At 68.5% G+C, this 16,964-nt stretch carries 15 protein-coding genes and 3 pseudogenes; 11 read left to right on the top strand and 7 right to left on the bottom strand.

Translation table 11 applies throughout. The annotated features are described in order from the left end of the window. The first annotated feature begins 108 nt into the window (after nt 1–108). Both ACIQCJ_RS24870 and adh read left to right on the top strand, forming a co-directional pair. A complete protein-coding gene (locus ACIQCJ_RS24870; protein ID WP_402712566.1) occupies nt 109–1,341 on the top strand; it encodes a GAF domain-containing protein in 1,233 nt (410 codons plus the stop codon). A 187-nt stretch (nt 1,342–1,528) separates the two neighbouring features. Further along, on the top strand, nt 1,529–3,046 hold the full coding sequence (adh, locus tag ACIQCJ_RS24865) for an aldehyde dehydrogenase (RefSeq protein WP_188283206.1): 1,518 nt from the start codon (nt 1,529–1,531) through the stop codon (nt 3,044–3,046). Nucleotides 3,047–3,051: 5 nt separating this feature from the next. Here the strand turns inward: adh and ACIQCJ_RS24860 are convergent, their stop codons facing one another. Next, on the bottom strand, nt 3,052–3,408 hold the full coding sequence (locus tag ACIQCJ_RS24860) for a hypothetical protein (RefSeq protein ID WP_402712565.1): 357 nt from the start codon (nt 3,406–3,408) through the stop codon (nt 3,052–3,054). A 140-nt stretch (nt 3,409–3,548) separates the two neighbouring features. Between ACIQCJ_RS24860 and ACIQCJ_RS24855 the strand changes: the two are divergent. The 3 genes and pseudogenes from ACIQCJ_RS24855 to ACIQCJ_RS24845 form a co-directional block, all read left to right on the top strand. Next, nucleotides 3,549–3,728: pseudogene (locus ACIQCJ_RS24855) on the top strand (hypothetical protein); the annotation flags it as partial. Between the two features lie 1,132 nt (nt 3,729–4,860). Next, complete coding sequence (locus tag ACIQCJ_RS24850; RefSeq protein WP_401854487.1) at nt 4,861–5,106, top strand: NUDIX hydrolase; 246 nt, start codon at nt 4,861–4,863, stop codon at nt 5,104–5,106. An 83-nt stretch (nt 5,107–5,189) separates the two neighbouring features. Beyond that, nucleotides 5,190–5,690 carry a hypothetical protein gene (locus ACIQCJ_RS24845; RefSeq protein WP_391047897.1) on the top strand — a complete coding sequence of 167 codons (501 nt, stop codon included), beginning with the start codon at nt 5,190–5,192 and terminating at the stop codon, nt 5,688–5,690. A gap of 3 nt (nt 5,691–5,693) precedes the next feature. On the opposite strand, the gene ACIQCJ_RS24840 is transcribed toward ACIQCJ_RS24845, so the two are convergent. Further along, complete coding sequence (locus ACIQCJ_RS24840) at nt 5,694–6,125, bottom strand: DDE endonuclease (protein ID WP_402712564.1); 432 nt, start codon at nt 6,123–6,125, stop codon at nt 5,694–5,696. Nucleotides 6,126–6,419: 294 nt separating this feature from the next. On the opposite strand from ACIQCJ_RS24840, the gene ACIQCJ_RS24835 reads away from it, so the two are divergent. Next, nucleotides 6,420–6,755 carry a cellulose binding domain-containing protein gene (locus ACIQCJ_RS24835; RefSeq protein WP_402712563.1) on the top strand — a complete coding sequence of 112 codons (336 nt, stop codon included), beginning with the start codon at nt 6,420–6,422 and terminating at the stop codon, nt 6,753–6,755. A 170-nt stretch (nt 6,756–6,925) separates the two neighbouring features. Here the strand turns inward: ACIQCJ_RS24835 and ACIQCJ_RS24830 are convergent, their stop codons facing one another. Continuing rightward, the gene (locus ACIQCJ_RS24830) at nt 6,926–8,392 is read right to left on the bottom strand and encodes a glycoside hydrolase family 6 protein (RefSeq protein ID WP_402712562.1); all 1,467 of its coding nucleotides are present in this window, start codon (nt 8,390–8,392) and stop codon (nt 6,926–6,928) included. 154 nt (nt 8,393–8,546) lie between these two features. Next, nucleotides 8,547–8,876, bottom strand: coding sequence for a substrate-binding domain-containing protein (locus ACIQCJ_RS24825; protein WP_391162708.1), 330 nt, complete (start codon nt 8,874–8,876; stop codon nt 8,547–8,549). Nucleotides 8,877–9,185: 309 nt separating this feature from the next. Here ACIQCJ_RS24825 and ACIQCJ_RS24820 point away from each other — a divergent pair, with 309 nt between their 5' ends. Both ACIQCJ_RS24820 and ACIQCJ_RS24815 read left to right on the top strand, forming a co-directional pair. Further along, nucleotides 9,186–9,461 carry a hypothetical protein gene (locus ACIQCJ_RS24820; RefSeq protein WP_401854492.1) on the top strand — a complete coding sequence of 92 codons (276 nt, stop codon included), beginning with the start codon at nt 9,186–9,188 and terminating at the stop codon, nt 9,459–9,461. Nucleotides 9,462–9,529: 68 nt separating this feature from the next. Beyond that, nucleotides 9,530–11,010 (top strand): annotated as a pseudogene (locus ACIQCJ_RS24815) (transposase). Here the strand turns inward: ACIQCJ_RS24815 and ACIQCJ_RS24810 are convergent. Next, a complete protein-coding gene (locus tag ACIQCJ_RS24810; RefSeq protein ID WP_402712561.1) occupies nt 11,002–11,286 on the bottom strand; it encodes a hypothetical protein in 285 nt (94 codons plus the stop codon). The pseudogene ACIQCJ_RS24815 and the gene ACIQCJ_RS24810 sit on opposite strands and share 9 nt — an antisense overlap. Before the next feature lie 136 nt (nt 11,287–11,422). On the opposite strand from ACIQCJ_RS24810, the gene ACIQCJ_RS24805 reads away from it, so the two are divergent. The 3 genes from ACIQCJ_RS24805 (at nt 11,423) to ACIQCJ_RS24795 (ending at nt 12,865) form a co-directional block, all read left to right on the top strand. Continuing rightward, nucleotides 11,423–12,199, top strand: coding sequence for an ATP-binding protein (locus tag ACIQCJ_RS24805; protein WP_402712734.1), 777 nt, complete (start codon nt 11,423–11,425; stop codon nt 12,197–12,199). 63 nt (nt 12,200–12,262) lie between these two features. Beyond that, a complete protein-coding gene (locus tag ACIQCJ_RS24800) occupies nt 12,263–12,484 on the top strand; it encodes a cation transporting ATPase C-terminal domain-containing protein (protein ID WP_402712560.1) in 222 nt (73 codons plus the stop codon). A 153-nt stretch (nt 12,485–12,637) separates the two neighbouring features. Continuing rightward, nucleotides 12,638–12,865, top strand: coding sequence for a cation transporting ATPase C-terminal domain-containing protein (locus ACIQCJ_RS24795; RefSeq protein ID WP_402712733.1), 228 nt, complete (start codon nt 12,638–12,640; stop codon nt 12,863–12,865). A 120-nt stretch (nt 12,866–12,985) separates the two neighbouring features. Here ACIQCJ_RS24795 and mgtA read toward each other — a convergent pair whose 3' ends face one another. Both mgtA and ACIQCJ_RS24785 read right to left on the bottom strand, forming a co-directional pair. Then, nucleotides 12,986–15,679: a magnesium-translocating P-type ATPase gene (gene mgtA, locus ACIQCJ_RS24790; RefSeq protein ID WP_402712559.1), complete on the bottom strand. Its 2,694-nt coding sequence runs from the start codon at nt 15,677–15,679 to the stop codon at nt 12,986–12,988. A 170-nt stretch (nt 15,680–15,849) separates the two neighbouring features. Beyond that, nucleotides 15,850–16,606 (bottom strand): annotated as a pseudogene (locus tag ACIQCJ_RS24785) (IS5 family transposase). Nucleotides 16,607–16,964: the final 358 nt, after the last annotated feature.

Genomic DNA, 16,964 nt, shown 5'->3' with positions numbered 1-16,964 from the left:
AGGTGTCCGATTATGATGCGGATCACGCCGCCTCCCCTACGAGGTGGCACCCGGCAGTGCCCGGACATCCATGTCGACGACGAAGACGACACAGAAGTCGGGAAGGCCATGGCAGAGCAGGGTGCGCTCCAGCACCGCAGGACCGTACTGGAAAACGAATGGGCCCGCCGCGTACCGCAGTTGAGGTCGGCGGGGGGCTATCCGGCGGGCCCGGCTCCGCTGCGCCGTGAGGTCACCGACTCCTGGGTGCGCAGCGTCGGCACGGTGGATCCCGCGCGGGACAGCGCGCCGGTCTCCGAGGACGGCGCGGTCCATCCGCGGTGGAAGGGTTCGCCGCTGCGCGCACCGGTCGCCGACCTGTCGGGGGAACTGCACAGCATCGCCGAGGACGCGGGTTTCGTCGCGGCGGTGACCGACGAGTCCGGCACGATCCTGTGGACGTGCGGCGGCAGGCTGATGCGGCGCAGGGCGGAGCGGGTCAATTTCGCGCCGGGCGGGCGGTGGGACGAGCGCGCGATGGGCACCAACGCGCTGTCCCTGGCGCTGCGCACCGGCCGCCCGAGCACGGTCTTCTCCGCCGAGCACCTGGTCGCCGCCCTGCACGGCTGGGTCTGTTACTGCGCGCCCATCCACGCCCCCGACGGCCGGGTGCTGGGCGTCCTCGACCTCTCCACCACCTGGGACCGCTCGCACCCGCTGGCCCTGCCGACCGTACGCACCCTGGCCTCCGCCATCGAGGCCCGGCTGCTGGACGGCGCTCCGGAGCCGGAGCGCCCCGCCGGTCTCGAACTGCGCTGCCTCGGTACGGCGCAGGCCAGCAGCGACGGTGAGCCGCTGCATCTGCCGCCGCGCCAACTGGAGATCCTGACGCTGCTCGCCCTGGAGCCCGAGGGCTTCGCGCCCGACCGGCTGCGGGCGTCGCTGTACGGCGACCGCTGCGTGACCGCGTCCACGTTCAAGGCCGAGCTGTCGCATCTGCGGCGCGCGCTGAACGGCGGGGTGGCGACCAGGCGGTACGCGCTGACGGTGCCGGTGAGCTGCGACGCGGCCGAGGTGCTGCGGGCGCTGGAGTGCGGTGACATCGCGGCGGCCGTCGGCCACTACCGCGGGCCGTTGCTGCCGATGTCGGAGGCGCCGGGCATCGTGGCCTGGCGCGAGCATCTGGAAGTGGTGGTCCGCGAGGCGGTGCTCGCCGACACCCGCCCCGAGCACGCGCTGCGGTACGGGGAGCGGGCGCCGTACGACGCCGCCGTGCACGAGCACGCGCTGCGGCTGCTCGGTCCCGGCGACGCGCGGCGCGGGATCGCGGCGAGCCGGCTGAACGCGGCGCTGCGGAGCTGACGCGACGGTCTCCGGCCGTGCGGGAAGCGGCGCCCGCCCCCCGGCGTCCGCACAGGCCCGGGGCCGCCAACCTTGCGCGCCCCGGCGTCCGCACAGGCCCCGCGCCGCCAACCTTTTGCCAACCTCGGGCCACCACAGTGAGTGCTGACACCGTAACCCGCACACCGGTACACCGAGGAGCGCCGTCATGGTCTACGCGCAGCCAGGCACCGAGGGCAGCATCGTCAGCTTCGCCCAGCGGTACGACAACTTCATCGGGGGCGACTGGGTCGCACCGGCCGAGGGACAGTATTTCGACAACCCGTCCCCGGTGACCGGTGAGACCTTCTGCCAGGTCGCGCGGTCCACCGCGCCGGACATCGAGCTGGCCCTGGACGCCGCGCACGCGGCCGCCGGTCCGTGGGGCCGCACCTCGGCCACGGAGCGGGCGAACATCCTCAACAAGATCGCCGACCGGATCGAGGAGAACCTCGAACGGCTGGCGGTGGCCGAGACGTGGGAGAACGGTAAGCCGGTCCGCGAGACGCTGGCCGCCGACCTGCCGCTGGCGGTGGACCACTTCCGCTACTTCGCGGGAGCGCTGCGCGCGCAGGAGGGCAGCATCTCGGAGATCGACGCCGATACCGTCGCGTACCACTACCACGAGCCGTTGGGCGTGGTCGGCCAGATCATCCCGTGGAACTTCCCGATCCTGATGGCCACATGGAAGCTCGCGCCGGCGCTGGCCGCGGGCAACTGCGTGGTCATCAAGCCCGCCGAGCAGACTCCGGTCAGCCTGTTGGTCGTCATCGAGCTGATCGCCGACCTGCTGCCCGCCGGTGTGCTCAACGTCGTCAACGGATTCGGCGTGGAGGCGGGCAAGCCGCTCGCGTCGAGCCCGCGGGTGGCGAAGGTGGCCTTCACCGGTGAGACCACCACAGGGCGGCTGATCATGCAGTACGCCAGCGAGAACATCATCCCGGTGACGCTGGAACTGGGCGGCAAGAGCCCGAACATCTTCCTGCCGGACGTGATGGCCGCGGACGACGACTACCTGGACAAGGCGATCGAGGGCTTCGTGATGTTCGCTCTCAACCAGGGCGAGGTCTGCACCTGCCCGTCCCGCGCACTGATCCACTCCTCGATCTACGACGAGTTCATGGCCCGGTGTCTGGAGCGGACCCGCGCCATCGTCGGCGGCGACCCGCTGGACCCGGCGACCATGCTCGGCGCCCAGGCCAGCAACGACCAGTACGAGAAGATCCTGTCGTACTTCGACATCGGCAAGCAGGAGGGCGCCGAGGTCCTGACCGGCGGCACCAGCCGTACCGTCCCCGGCCTGGAGGGCGGCTTCTACATCGAACCGACGATCTTCCGCGGCACCAACAACATGCGGATCTTCCAGGAGGAGATCTTCGGCCCGGTCGTCTCGGTCACCACCTTCGACTCCACCGACGAGGCCCTCAAGCTCGCCAACGACACCCTGTACGGCCTCGGCGCGGGCGTCTGGACCCGCGACGGCAACACCGCCTACCGGCTCGGCCGCGAGATCAAGGCGGGCCGCGTCTGGACCAACTGCTACCACGCCTACCCGGCCCACGCGGCCTTCGGCGGCTACAAGAATTCCGGCATCGGCCGCGAGAACCACAAGATGATGCTCGAGCACTACCAGCAGACCAAGAACCTCCTGGTCTCGTACTCCCCGAAGAAGCTCGGCTTCTTCTAGACTCCTCAAATATGTCGCCTGACCTGGCCTTTCGCCAGGTCGGGCGCCGCCTTGGTGTCCTCAGCGCCGTCGGTGTACGGCGCCCGGTGTTCTCCCGACATCTCCCCCTGGTTCCCCCCTCTGACCAGCTGTCCCGGTCTATTTCCGGACCGGGCCGCCCAAGGCCCGCCGTCGACGGTCTCCGCCATCTGCCCCCAGAGCCGCACCGATTCCTCGATGCGACCGTCGGCGTAGTCCTGCGCTCCAGCAAGAAACGTGGCGCAGCAGCTGAACATGACCTGGATGCCCGGCCCTTCGGGCGCCCTCGGCAGGATCACCGCCGGAGGCCAGCCAGAAAGAGATGCCCGCGTACCGAAGGTCATACGGCCGCTTCCCGAGTATCAAGACCTACGTTGTTCGCCCCCGAGCCAGCCATAGCGAACGGCGGCAGGGGTATATTGCGAGTTTCCATCCACGGCATTGACGGCGATCTGGACGTCATCACGGGTTCTTCCGGGTACGCCTCTACGATCCGGCATCTGGACGATTCCTGCAAAATGATCCGGTCGCCGACGTCTCGCCGAATCGCTACGGATATTCTGCCGATCCGCTGACGTATGATCTCAACGGTCAGTCCTGTCTGGGCAAAATGCGCAAAGCTTGGAGAATCCTCAAGTGCGCCAGCGCCATGGCCTTGTCTTAGCATCACGGTGGCTGCCCGCCGTCAAGATCCTGAAAATCAAGCGCGCGATTCGGGGACTGTGGGGTGTAAAAAATGCCGCTCGCCTCATCGTCAGAGCAACAAGCGTTCGATCGCGAAAATCGGAATCACATTCGGGGTCAGCATCCCGGATGTCGATTCAATTCTGAGCAACTGCAATTAGCGGCACTTGCGGGGCGGACACAGAAGAGACTGCACCCGCCCCACCATCGGAATTCACCAAACGAGGTGGGAATACCATTCGCAACAATAGAAATTGCGATCGGTTGCAGCCTCGACGTAGTGCGTGCGTGTGCGCGCAGCCCGACAGGCGGTAGGCGTCGCCCGCGCGCAGGGCGCGGGCGGGCCCGCCGAAGACGTCGAAATGGCGGCGCTGGGGCCAGGAGGTCCCGACGAGTCCGTCGCGAAGGTGTCCTGTGACCGGGTTCGTCTGGCCTTTGACGGTCCACAGGTGGGTGTCGCCGTGGCAGGGTTCCGATTCGGGCAGGTCCAGCTCAGGTACCCGCTGCCGGAAGCGGTCGAGGGACTCGACCAAGCGAAGGCAGTTGGCGCACATACGGGAAGCCGATGAGGGGCGCGCAGCAAGCGCCTTGCCGCAATAGCCCATCAGGTGGCCGGGAATCGGCCGGTGGGCGGCGCGCAAGGGTCAGCTGTCAGTCGCCACGGACGACCGTGAGGTGGCCTTCGGGGTCTGCTGCACGTTTGGCTGACAGGTCAGGTCAAGATGTCACCCAATCGTGCGGCAGACCCAACTGCCAGAGCTCGGCATCACCACCGCCAGAGCAAGCTTCCTGGCCCAATGAGCCCGGCACACCCACAACCGTGTCAGCTCCATCGCACCCGAAGGACCACGTCGTGCAGTTCCGTCTGTTCCGTATCGGGTTACCGCCCGGAGCAGGCTCCGACATTGGCCCCCCAACTACCGGCAGCGTCAAACCGGTCCGGGGATAGCCACCCCCACTAGCCGGCGGCGTCACGTCGGCCGGTAACCGATGGCCGCGCCGCCCACGCGGCGCGGCCATCCCCACCCAAACGACTACGGGAGGATCGCCTCGATGCCTGCACGCTGCCACGGCGCCACCAGCCGTCTCCTCACCACTGCCGCCGGTTCACCATGACGGGGACACTCACCACCGCTGCGGGTCTGCGCCCTGGGCATGAGCCATCGGTCGCCGCCGCCGTGATCCTTCATGACGGGTGCGTGCTCCTGGTGCGCCGCACGGTTCCAGAGGGCACGTTGCTGTGGCAGTTCCCCGCCGGACGCATCGAGCCCGGCGAAAACCCGCAGCATGCGGCGGTCCGCGAGACCGGCGAAGAAACGGGATTATGCGCGACCGCGATTCGGTCCCTGGGCTATTGAACCTGAACGGGTGTTGTCGGGGAGCGGTGTGCATCGCGTTGCCCACGCTGGCTCCCGGGTAGGCGTCGCGGCAGGATGAGTGCATGACCGAGAACAACGCGGATCTGCTGGTGTTGCTACGTGAGCTGGATGATCCTGAGTGGCTGGAGTGGCCGCGGGACTTCGACCGTCGCGAGATCGCCGTGCGCTTCGGTCAGCTGGTAGACCGACTCGAAGGTGACTTCGCAGCTCACTGCACGACCGTGGCCGGGCAGGAGAATCAGGACTCCAGCGAGTACGGACGTATTTACGTGCCCGGGGACGCGACTGTGTGCGGGACCCGGATCGTCGTCTGTGTGAGCCAGTTCGGCTCACTGGCGCTGGTGTGCGCGGACAATCCTGGTGCCTTCCTCGGGACGGACGACGCGCAGGCTGAGGGTGAGCTGGACGGTGCTGACCTCGCCAGGGTCAACCGGGCGCTGGAAGAGCTCGGCTACGTCGTGGTTCCCGAGGAACTGCTGGAGAGCGACTACGACGGGCCGAGCCGACTGCACCCGCACATCCAGCGGCCCACCTGGTGGAATCGCTTCTTCGGCTACTTCTGACGATTACCCCGACAAGTTCAGGCCGGTGCCCGTCAGGCAGCCATCGATGACCTCCGGTCGGTACTGCAGCATCTTGAGCTTGCGTTTCACCGCGCGGGTGATCTGGCTGAGGTCGGCGGCGTCGAGGTTGCCGATGTCGCGTGTGACCAGTGACCAGACGCCCTCCTGCGGGTTGAGGTCCGGAAGCGTATGTCGGTAGCTGGAACACGGAGAGCCAGGCGGTGTCGGCTTCGAAGAACGCCCGCAGGGTGCGACCAGGTGCATGCGCAAGTTGTCCCAGACCAGGACGATCGGGCCGCCGAGCTGGGTGTGGGCGCGGATGACCAGGTCGCGGTAGTCCTTCCAGCCGAAGCCCTTCGGTTCGTCCTTGCGGCCCCGGTACTCGCGGATCGCGTAGATCAGCCTGGACTGCTCACCGGGCTTGTAGCAGGTCATCCTGGACAAGGTCGTCATCCCGGCCAAGGGCGAGTTCGAGTTCAGGCCCCACGAGCACTTCCTGCTGCTGGGCCACTCATCCCGACACTGCGGCGAGAACGAACGTCTGCGGTTCGTCCTGTCCACCAACGAGCTCTTCGAGGTCGACGTTCCCGTCGGGGGCACGTTCTTCCCCGAAGGTATGTTCGTGACGGACTGACAGGGTTGGGTCGTGGGTGGACCAACCGCAGACACCTTCTGGGAACCATCCCGCGTACCGGGCCTCGACCTTGATCCGCCGCCTACACCTTCACCGTGAAGGCGGCCGACACCGGCGGCACTGTCTCGGCCGCGTCCGTACCGCTGATGGTCGCCGCCAATTCCTCGGCCAGCACGGACTGCACGACCGCCTACACCGTCACCAGTGGCTGGGGCGTGACCTGGGTCTTCGGCGGTGACCAGCGGATCGACAACGCGTGGAACGGCGTACTGACCCAAATTGGCCAGACCGTCACGGCACGGGACGCCGGATACAACGCCACCCTGGCACCCGGCGGCGCCGTTGACATCGGATTCACCGCCGCCTATCGCACAAGCAACGTCGTGCCGTACGGCTTCCGAGTCAACGGAACGGTGTGCGCGGCCGCCTGACCTTGTCAGCCGGTGCCGGCAGGGCCGGCCCCAGTCAGACTCAAAGACGCGGTCAATACCGCTTTCCCCCGCGTGGGGGCTCGTCCAATCAATTGCCCGTGCCGGGCGTACCGCGGTGGCCGGCCCGGCAAGATTTCCGGGCCGGCCACCGCCGTAGAGCGGATGGTGCGTCAGGATACGGTGCAGGCAGAGCCGTTGAGCGTAAACGCGGTGGGCGAGGTGGTGCCGGAGCCTGTTCCCTGGAAACCAAAGCTGGTGGAGCCGCCCGCGGGGACGGCGCCGTTGTAGCCCAGGTCGGTGGCGGTCACGGTGGCGCCGGACTGGGTGGTCGTGGCGTTCCATGCGCTGGTGATCTTCTGGTCGGCAGGGAAAGTCCACTTGAGCGACCAGCCGTTGACTGCGCTGCCGCCGGTGTTGCGCAGGGTCACGTCCGTGGTGAAGCCGCCCGTCCAGGCGCTGACGATCTTGTAGCTGACGGAGCAGGCCGCACCTGTCGTGGGCGGGGCCGTGGTCGGCGGGGTCGTCGGCGGGGCGGTAGTCGGCGGAACGGTGGTCGGCGGGGCGGTAGTCGGCGGGGTCGTCGGCGGAACGGGGTCCGAGGTTCCGGCGGATGCCAGCGCGTATGCCACGTCCGGCAGGAAGGTACCTGCGGCGCCGGCGCAGCCATCCGCCTCGCCTGGCGGCTTCACCCAGAGGAACGCGTCGATCGCCGCGTCGCCGGTGTTGGTCGTGGGATAGGCGCCGATCGCCCGGCCAGACGGGTCGCACCATGCCCCGCCGCCCGCTGGACCGTTGCCGTTGCGGCTGGTGTCCACCACGGCGTGCAGATTGGCCGGGTTGCCGAGCGCGGCCAGCACGTTCTTGGCGAAGTTGACCTCATTGGCCGTGGTATTGAAGTTGGAGACGTTGGTGAAGAGGCCGTCGGCATTCGTCAGGATGCCGGCGCTGCGCAGCCGATTGGCCTGCTCCGAGGCACTGTTCCAGGCCGAGTGGCCGCCGTCCAGGTAGACCTTTGCGTTGGGTGCGGCGGCGTGGATGGCGGCTCCCGCCCGGGAGAGCGAGGCGAACCGGTCGGCCTGCTGCTGTGCGGTCAGGCAGGTGGTCAGGGCGATGGAGTCGGGCTCCAGGATGATGATCGACCGGCCACTGCCCAGCCCGGCGGCGAAGTTGCGCACCCAGGCGTCGTACGAGGCCAGGTCCGGTGCGCCGCCTGCGGACGCGCCGCCGCAGTCACGGTTGGGGATCTCGTACACGGCCAGCACCGGCACCTGTCCGGCGGTGGCCGCGGCCGTGGTGACAGCCCGGACGTCACCGGTGACGGTGGAGGGGCGGTAGTTGGAGAACCAGATCGCCTGCGGCTGGCTTGCGATCCGCCGGGCGATGACCGGCTGGCGGGAGTCACCGGGATTGGCGGCAACCCAGCGGACGACCTGGGAGTTGGGGTCCGCGTAGAGCTGGGTCCCGGTCGGGAGGCTGCCCTGCGCCGCGGCGCCCGCGGTGATCTCGGTGCTCAGGACGATGCCGGTGGCGGCGAGACCTGCGGCTACGCCGAGCGCCATGGCCTTGCGCAGCCGCGACCCGCGCGCGGGAGCCTTGACCGCCTCGGCCGGGCGTGGGGTACCGATGGGGGGTGTCACAGTTTTCCTCCGTGCTCTCGTGGGGGGAGAGGGCCCTCAGGGAGCGAGGGCCAGATGCGACGGGGTATGTGGGAGCGCTCCCACTGCTGGATTGAGCCTAGCGAGTACGACGAGGGCCCGTCATCCCCTGCGCGGGACGCACTTTCGGGCCGGCTCACTCTGCCGCGGTCCATCTGGCCTCATCGGCAGGTCGATTCCCTGGCCACCGGAGTGAAGCGGCTGACGATCCCTTCCTGGTCCTTGACCGACGACGCGACCGCCGGGCCAGGAGGCCGACCGCGGACTGTGCCCTCGCGTCGTCGTCCGGGTCGATCGTGGACAGCGAGGGGGCGCGGTATGCGCTCGTCTCGACGTTGTCGAGGCCGATCAGCTTGACCTCACCGGGCACCCGCACCCCTGAGTCGGCGAGGCCGCGCGGCACGCCCATCGCCACCGTGCCGGTCGCGCAGAAGACACCGTCGAAGTCGAGGCCGTCGTGCACCATGTCCCTGGCGGGCGGCTGGCATCGGAGCTCGGGGTAGGAGTGACCTCATCGCAGCGTATGGCCGCACGCCGGGCCGTCTTCCACTTCGACGCCCACCTCAAGCGCAAGTCGACGGTGGACCAGACCTCCGGCGACCTCGTGGTGCACACCAAGGGCGCACTCGAAACCCGTCGCCCGGCGCGTCGTACCCGGGGCTCTGGACAACAGGCAGGAAGCCGAAGCCGGGCTGCCCCTGGTCGGTCTGGTGGCGATGGCCAACACGCCCCGCGAAGGTGTCGCACAGGCGGTGCAGGCCGCGACCGGGCAGGCATGCGGATCCATGTCGTCACCGGTGACTACGGACTCACCGGCGCTGAAATCGCCCGCCAGGTCGGCATCGGCGGCAAGGGCAGCCCGGTCGTGGCCGGCACGGCGCTGGACGCGATGAGTGACGACGGCCTCGACGCCCTCATCTCGGGCGACGAGGAGATCGTGTTCGCTAGGACGTCGCCCGAGGCGAAACTGCGCATCTGCGAGGCCCTGTGTCAGAGGAACAAAGAAGACTCCCCGCTGGCGGTCAGTTGGGCTCCCTGCTGGTGGACATGAAATCTCCCCGGTGATGGACAGCTGATCTCCCCGCAGACCCATTCAGCCCATGACTCAGAGTGGGCGGGGTGAAGAGCGATGAGGAGATCATGGAGATTCTTGAGGCCCACGACCTCACGGGGAGTTACCGGAAGGCGGCCGAGCTGGCTGGCTGCGACCACCACACCGTGCGCCGTTATGTGCAGCTGCGCGGGCAGGGTGTCGATCCGACCGAGCGGGTGGTGCGATCGAAGCTGATCGACGACTTCCTGCCGAAGGTGGAGGAGCTCGTCGAGCGGTCCCGAGGCCGGGTCGGCGCCGACGCTGTTCACAAGAAGATCGCTGCGATGGGCTTCACCGGCACCGACCGCACGACCTGGCGGGCCGTCGCGGCGGCTAAGGAGTCCTATCGGGCCGGGAACCGCAGGGTCTTCCGGCCGTGGATACCCGAGCCGGCGATATGGCTGCAGTGGGACTGGGGCGAAGGCCCGCGGATCGACGGCAGACGCACGAGTCTGTGGTGCGCGTGGCTGGCCTGGTCCCGGTTCCGGGTGGTCATCCCGGTACTCGACAAGACTTTGCCCACGGTCACGGCCTGCCTGGACACGACGTTCCGCACGCTGGGCGGGGTCCCGACCTACTGCCTGACCGACAACGAGAAGACCGTCACGGTCGAGCACGTGGCCATGATCGCGGTCCGCAATCCTGAGTTGGTGCCGATCGCCCGCTACTACGGCACGGTCGTCCGCTCGTGCATGCCGGCCGATCCGGCTTCGAAGGGCGGCACGGAGGCGACGGTGAGGATCGCGAAGCGGGACCTGGTCCCCACAGCGGTCAATCTCCGCCCCGACTACGACGTTTCACCGAACTCCAGCAGGCATGCGTTGACTTCATGACGGAGGTGAACGGCCGGATTCACCGCTAGACCCGCCGGATCCCGGCCGAGCTGCTGGCCGAGGAACGGCTGCGGCTGCACCCGGTGCCCGAGCAGCCGTTCACCGCCGCGTTCGGCGAGACCCGCCGGGTCGGCAAGGACTCCACGATCTCGGTCGAGTCGGTCCGCTACTCGGTCCCGCACCAGTTCGTCGACGAGCGGGTCTGGGTCCGCTTCCACGGCGACGAGCTGATCGTCACCGCGCTGAGCAGAGGCAGCGCGGTCGAGGTCGCCCGCCACCTTCGCTCGGCGCCGGGAAGCCCACGGATCGCCGACGAGCACTACCCCAACGCCCCGCGGGGCGAGCGCACGCCGAAGCCGACGAACCCGGCCGAGGCCCAGTTCCTGGCCATCGGGCCAATGGCGGCGACCTGGCTGATGGAGGCCGCCGCCACCGGCATCCGCAGGATCAGGGCGAAGATGGCCGACGCGGTCGCGCTCGCCAAGCTCTACGGAGCGGCCGACGTCGACCGTGCGCTCGGCGCCGCGGCGACGGTCGGACGGTTCACCGAGGGTGACCTGCTGTCGATCCTGGGCCACCAGGACGAGCACGACCGCGCAGAGCCGGTCCACCGAAGCGAGACCCACAGCCTGCAGCCGGGCGCCTCCGCCTGGTCGGGCTTCGGCTCAGTCTGAGTCCTCGGGCTCATCGATCAGCCCGAGCGCGGCGGGGAATTCCTCCAAGAACTCCCGCCGGCTCGGGGTCTCCTCGGCCTCGGCCAGGTCCACCAGAACCTGCAGCATCCGGTCGCGCTGGTCCTGGGGCAGACGCCCCAGGAACCAGGCGACGCTCTCCATCATCTTCACCGCGGAGTCGGGGGCGACCTCGTCGTCCTCGCAGCTGTCGAGGAACCAGACGATGTCGACCACGAATCCGGCGAGGACGGGCACCAGCGGGTCCGTGTCAGTCATCCGGGCAACCTATCTGACCCCCATGACAGCAACTCCACCATCTTGGCCGACGGGCATCCGCGTCGGCCCCTGACCTGGAAAGAGCACCTGTTTCATGAAGGACAGTCCCGCCCAACCGGCCGCGACGCGACCCCGCATGCAGGCACCGGCCTCGGCGGTCGCCGCGACGTCCGGCGCCGCGTTCGACGAGGCGATCGCGCTGACCCGCAGGTTGAAGCTGCCCCACATTCGCCGGGCGACGACCGAGATCGTCCCCACTGCGCCGGCCCAGCGCTGGGATCCCGCCGAGATCGTCCGGGCCCTTCTGGCCGAGGATGCGGCCAACCTCCGCACCCGCCGCACGCGCGCGGCCTTTCCGACCGGCAAGACCTTCCACATCTGGAACGAGGGGGCGTCTTCGAGCCCCATCCCGACGCAGTCCGCGCTGCGGACCCTGGAATGGGTCGGCCGGCGCGAGAACCTCTGCGCCGTCAGCCCGTCAGGGACCGGGAAGTCGCACTTCAGCGAAGCGCTCGGCCAGTACGCGGTCGACGCCGGGATGACGGTCGCCTGGTTCACCATCGAAGACCTCGGGGCCCTGATCCGTCGTCACCGCGTCGACGACTCCGTCTCGAAGGCCATCACCCGGATCACCCGAACCGATCTGATCATCGTTGATGACATCGGGCTACTACCGGTCTCGCCGGAAGCCGCCGAAGGCTTCTACCGGCTGGTCGATGCCGCCTACGAACGGCGAAGTCTGGCCGTCAGCAGCAACCTGCATCCCTCAGGATTCGACGAGATCATGCCCAAGACCCTCGCCACCGCGACCGTCGACCGGCTCCTGCACCACGCTCACGTCGTCGTAACGCAGGGCGACAGCCATCGTCTCGCCGAGGCGACCACCGGCCGCGGCGTCGCCCCGCTCGGCTGACCAACCAGCGGCGAGATCAGCAATCCACCGGGGATTTCCAGCGTCCGTCAGTGGGGAGATCAATTGTCCGCGAGTGGGGAACTCCTGCTGTCCCTTGACACCCTGCGCGCCCGCGGCGAAGTGGTCGCGCTGTCCGGTGGCGCGGTGCCGCTGCCGCTGCCGCTGACGGTCCTGCAGATCCTCGCCATCGACCTCGGAACGGAAACGCTGCCCGCGCTGGCGTTGGGACGCGAGCCCGCCGAACCCGGAGTGATGGACCGGCCGCCGCGACCCCGCACCGCTTGAGTCATCGACCGGGCGCTGCTCATCCGCGCCTGGGCGTTCCTGGGAAGCATCTCGGCGGTCCTGGTCTTGGGCGGCTTCTTCTTCACCCTCTGACGGGCCGGCTGGCACCCCGGCGACCCCACCGGCGGCGGTACGGCCCTTCACCACGCCTATCTGCAGGCCACGACCATCACCTTCGCCGACATCGTCGCCTGCCAGATCAGCACGGCGTTCGCCGCCCGGACCGACGACGCCTCGCTGTTCACCATCGGCCTGCGGTCCAACCCGCGCCTGCCGTGGGGCATCGCCTTCGAACCGGTCTTCACGGCAGCCGTCGCTATACGCCCCCGCTCCAGGACCTCTTCGGCACCGCGTCGCTCGGCCCGTCACAGCTGGCCGTGATCGCGCCGTTCCCCTTCATCATCTGAGGAGCCGACGAACCGCTCCGGTGGCTCCGCCGCCGGAACACACCAGGCCAGAGGGCCGGGACGCCGTAGTCATCGATTCAGGGTCAGTACACGCCTACACCCGGGCCGTGCCGCCTGCCGCACGCTTCAGCGAGCTGAAGCGTGCGGCCCGCCGTCGCAGCAGGCGCCGGTGACCCGCGTGTGGCAAGGGAACAGTGTCCGGCGACGGCAAGGTGCGGTAGAAGAGCCACTTGCCCGCTTCGATCAGTCCGAGATAGCAGACGGTCAGGGCCGCCAGCGCCGCGAAGAACCCTGCCGGCAAAGGCTGGAATCCGAGGGTGTGGGCCAGCGGAGTCGACGGCAGTACGGCGCCGACCGCAGCCGCGCCGAACGCCGCCAGCACCAGGGGAAGGCTGGGGTGGCTGCGCCAGAACGGAATGCGGCGGGTACGGATGGCGAAGATCACCAGCGTCTGGGTGGCGAGTGACTCGACGAACCAGCCGGTCCTGAACTGCGTCGCACCGGAGTGGAAGACCCACAGCATGACGCCGAAGGTCGCGAAGTCGAAGACCGAACTGATCGGCCCGAAGCAGATCATGAAGCGACGGATGAAACCGATGTCCCAGTGCGAGGGGCGGCGCAGTTGCACCTCATCGACGTTGTCGGTGGGGATGGCGAGCTGACTGGAGTCGTACAGCAGGTTGTTGAGCAGGATCTGCGACGGCAGCATCGGGAGGAAGCTGAGGAAGAGCGAGGCACCGGCCGCACTGAACATGTTGCCGAAGTTGCTGGACGTGCCCATGAGGACGTACTTGATGGTGTTGGCGAAGATCCGGCGTCCCTCCGTGACCCCGTCGGCGAGCACGTCGAGGTCCTTCTCCAGCAGGATCACGTCGGCGGCGTCCTTGGCCACGTCCGTGGCGGAGTCGACGGATATCCCGACATCCGCGGCGTGCAGGGCGAGGGCGTCGTTGACGCCGTCACCGAGGAACGCCACGTCGTTTCCGGTGGTGCGCTGGACACGGACGATGCGTGCCTTGTCCTCCGGGCTCACGCGGGCGAACACCGTGGTGCGCTCGATCGCCTCGATGAGCTGGTTGTCGTCGAGCGTGTTCAGGTCTGTCCCGGTCAGGGCGGTGGCCGCAGGCAGACCCAGGTCGTGGCAGACCCGGACCGCCACCGCGGGGTTGTCGCCGGTGACGATCTTGACGTCGATCCCCAGGCCAGCGAGCCGGAGCAGCGCCGCTGCCGCATCGGGCTTGGGCGGGTCGAGGAATACCAGCAGGCCGCTGAGGTGCAGGGTGTTCTCGTCCGGGGCGGTGGGCTTCCGCAAACCGGGAGCCGGCCGGGTGGCGACGGCCACGACGCGGTTGCCCGCGGCGAACTCGGTCTCCAGCGCCTTCCTGGCGGTGTCCGGTACGTCGACGCAGCGCTCCAGCACGCTCTCCGGGGCGCCCTTGGTGACCAGGATCGCCGTGCCGGAGCCGTCGCGGACCACGGTGGAGACCATCCGCCGCTGGTGGTCGAACGGCAGTACCGCCACCTGCGTCCAGGCGGCGAGAGCCGTGTGCTGGGTCTGCGCCGCGGGTGAGCCCCACAAGGCGGCGTCCAGTGGATTGCCGCTCACCGCCGAGCCGTCGGCGGCATTGCTCTCGGTACTCAACAGGCCCCAGCGCAGTACCTGTTCGGGAGAGTCGTCGCCTGCGGGCACGGCGCGCATGAAGTCGATGCGCCCCAGGGTCAGGGTGCCGGTCTTGTCGGTGAACAGCATGTTGACGTCACCGAGGTCCTCGATGCAGACCAGGCGTTTGACCAGTACCTTGCGGCGGCTCATGCGCCGCGACCCGGCGGCCAGGCTGGTGGAGACGACAGCCGGGAGCAGTTGGGGGGTGATGCCGACCGCGATGGCGAGCGAGAAGAGCAGCGAGTCGATGAGCGGCTTGTGGAGCGCCACGTTGATCACGAGGATCGACGCGGTGAGGGAGCCCGCGACGTAGACGAGCAGCATGGAGAATCGGCGCAGCCCGCGCTGGAACTCCGTCTCCAGTTGGTGGCCGCTCAGCCCGACCGCGATCTTCCCGAACTCGGCATCGGCGCCGGTGGAGACCACCAGAGCGCGGCCGCTGCCGGAGTGGACGACCGTGCCCATCAGGGCGCAGCAGGTCAGGTCTGCCAGCGCCGTCCCGGCCGGAACCGGGTCCGTCGCCTTGGACACCGGCAGCGACTCACCGGTGAGGACGGACTCGTCGCATTCCAGGTCGGTCGCCTCCAGCAGCCGCACGTCGGCGGGCACGATGTCACCCAGCCGGAGGCTGACCACGTCTCCCGGTACCAGGTCGGTCACCGGAACGCTCACCGCTTTGGCGTCGCGGAAGACGACCGCCTGGTGGCGGATCTGGCTGTGCAGCGCCTCGGCGGCCTTCTCGGCCCGGAACTCGTTGACGAAGCCGAGGCCCACCGAGAGGGCGACGATCACCGCGATGATCACGGCGGCGCTGCGCTCTCCGACACCGTAGGAGACGGCCGCGGCAGCCAGCAGCAGTCCCAGCAGCGGAGACCGCAGTTGCCGCCACAGCACGGGAAGCGCCCGCGCACGGTGCGACGACACGGCGTTAGGCCCCCATCGCAGCAGCCGCTCCGCCGCCGCCTTCGCGCGAAGACCGTCCCTGCTGGAGGCCAGTTCGCCGACGACACGGTCGGCCGGAAGACTGGCCGCCGCAGTGACCGTGTGCGGCGTCCGGGCGTCGATGCCCCCGGGCGCCGCTGTTGCGCGCCCACGCGCCCTTGGGTTTCCGTGAAATACATGCACCCGATGCGCCTCTTCCAGACAGATCAAAAACCCGCTGCCGGGGACCGGGGCATCGTGCCAACCGTACGCGCGTCACCGGTGAGTGGCCACGCGCGCCAACGTGCGGGCAGGTTCGCGGGCGTTGACATGCGACCGAAGCGGGCGTTGACACCTGAGAACTCGTAACATGATCATGAGGATGCGTTGTTGAGGCGTCGCCAGCAGATGAGTGCGCAGGCGAGTGAGACGAAGGCGTTGTGGAGGTCGAGGCGTCGTTCCCGGCGGACGGCAGGTCGCTTGAACTGGTGGAGTTGGGCGAAGGTCTGCTCGACGACGTGGCGGAGCCTGCCGAGGCCGATGATGTCCCGTGATCCCTTGCGGGAGATGACCGGCAGGATCCGGCGCTGGCGCAGTTGTCGCCGGTTGGGGTTGCTGTCGTAGCCCATGTCCCCGAGCAGGGGCGTCGCGGCGTTTGCGGGGGTGCCCGACTCGGCCGGCGACGGGCGGTCGTTGACGTTGGCGGCGGAGGTGATCACGTGGAACGGAATGCCGCCGCCGTCACTGATCAGGTGGTGTTTGCTGCCGGTCGTGCGGCGGTCAACCGGCGAGGGGCCTGTCGCCTCGCCCCCTTTTTCGCGCGTACGTGGGAGGCGTCCACGCAGGCGCGTGTCCAGTCGATCAGGCCGGCCGTGTTCAACTCGGCCAGGAGTGTGCGGTGCAGGTCCTCGAACACTCCGGCCGCCTGCAACGACCCAGGCGCCGCCAGCAGGTCTGCCCGGAGCCGGAGCCGAGCTCCAGCGGCAACTGCTGCCAGGTGATGCCGGTGTACGGCACGAACAGGATGCCCTGCAGGCAGCGCCGATCATCCACGGGCCGCGGGCCCGGCGACAGGTCCGGCCATGCCGGAAGCAGCGGCTCGATCCGAGCCCACAACCCGTCATCCACGATCCACGGCTTCTTGCTCACGCCATCACGAACGGACGAATCCGTCGACAAGGCTGGCGAGGTTACGACGTACCTCAACGAACCCACTGAGGCTGATAGGACTATTCGCGGTGAAATTAACCGGGTTGCGAATTCGCCAGCGCTTGAATCGGTCACAGGTTCGCAGTTCCAGGAGAGGCCATACAAGCCTGCGCTCCGGACTAGCGGCCCGCGCCTGAGAACAGCGGGCATACTGAGTACGCTAGGTGGCATTACCGATAGCCTCCTCATAGTCGACGTTGTTGTACAGTATCTGAGGGGCGGGATTAGCTATTGTGAGATTTCTGGTGGGGACTGCGGGCCTCCCCCTGTGGCGTAGCCC

The organism is Streptomyces sp. NPDC093221, assembly GCF_044753885.1.
Lineage (GTDB): Bacteria > Actinomycetota > Actinomycetes > Streptomycetales > Streptomycetaceae > Actinacidiphila.
This window is presented reverse-complemented; position numbering and strand designations above follow the sequence as displayed.

Excerpts from the sequence above, each read along its gene's own strand:
- ACIQCJ_RS24820 (WP_401854492.1), top strand. The coding sequence starts at position 9,186 with ATGCGGATCCATGTCGTCACCGGTGACTACGGACTCACCGGCGCTGAA.
- ACIQCJ_RS24805 (WP_402712734.1), top strand. The coding sequence starts at position 11,423 with ATGCAGGCACCGGCCTCGGCGGTCGCCGCGACGTCCGGCGCCGCGTTC.
- ACIQCJ_RS24850 (WP_401854487.1), top strand. The coding sequence starts at position 4,861 with ATGACGGGGACACTCACCACCGCTGCGGGTCTGCGCCCTGGGCATGAG.
- ACIQCJ_RS24860 (WP_402712565.1), bottom strand. The coding sequence starts at position 3,408 with ATGACCTTCGGTACGCGGGCATCTCTTTCTGGCTGGCCTCCGGCGGTG.
- ACIQCJ_RS24840 (WP_402712564.1), bottom strand. The coding sequence starts at position 6,125 with ATGACCTGCTACAAGCCCGGTGAGCAGTCCAGGCTGATCTACGCGATC.
- ACIQCJ_RS24810 (WP_402712561.1), bottom strand. The coding sequence starts at position 11,286 with ATGACTGACACGGACCCGCTGGTGCCCGTCCTCGCCGGATTCGTGGTC.
- ACIQCJ_RS24870 (WP_402712566.1), top strand. The coding sequence starts at position 109 with ATGGCAGAGCAGGGTGCGCTCCAGCACCGCAGGACCGTACTGGAAAAC.
- ACIQCJ_RS24845 (WP_391047897.1), top strand. The coding sequence starts at position 5,190 with ATGACCGAGAACAACGCGGATCTGCTGGTGTTGCTACGTGAGCTGGAT.
- adh (WP_188283206.1), top strand. The coding sequence starts at position 1,529 with ATGGTCTACGCGCAGCCAGGCACCGAGGGCAGCATCGTCAGCTTCGCC.
- ACIQCJ_RS24825 (WP_391162708.1), bottom strand. The coding sequence starts at position 8,876 with ATGGTGCACGACGGCCTCGACTTCGACGGTGTCTTCTGCGCGACCGGC.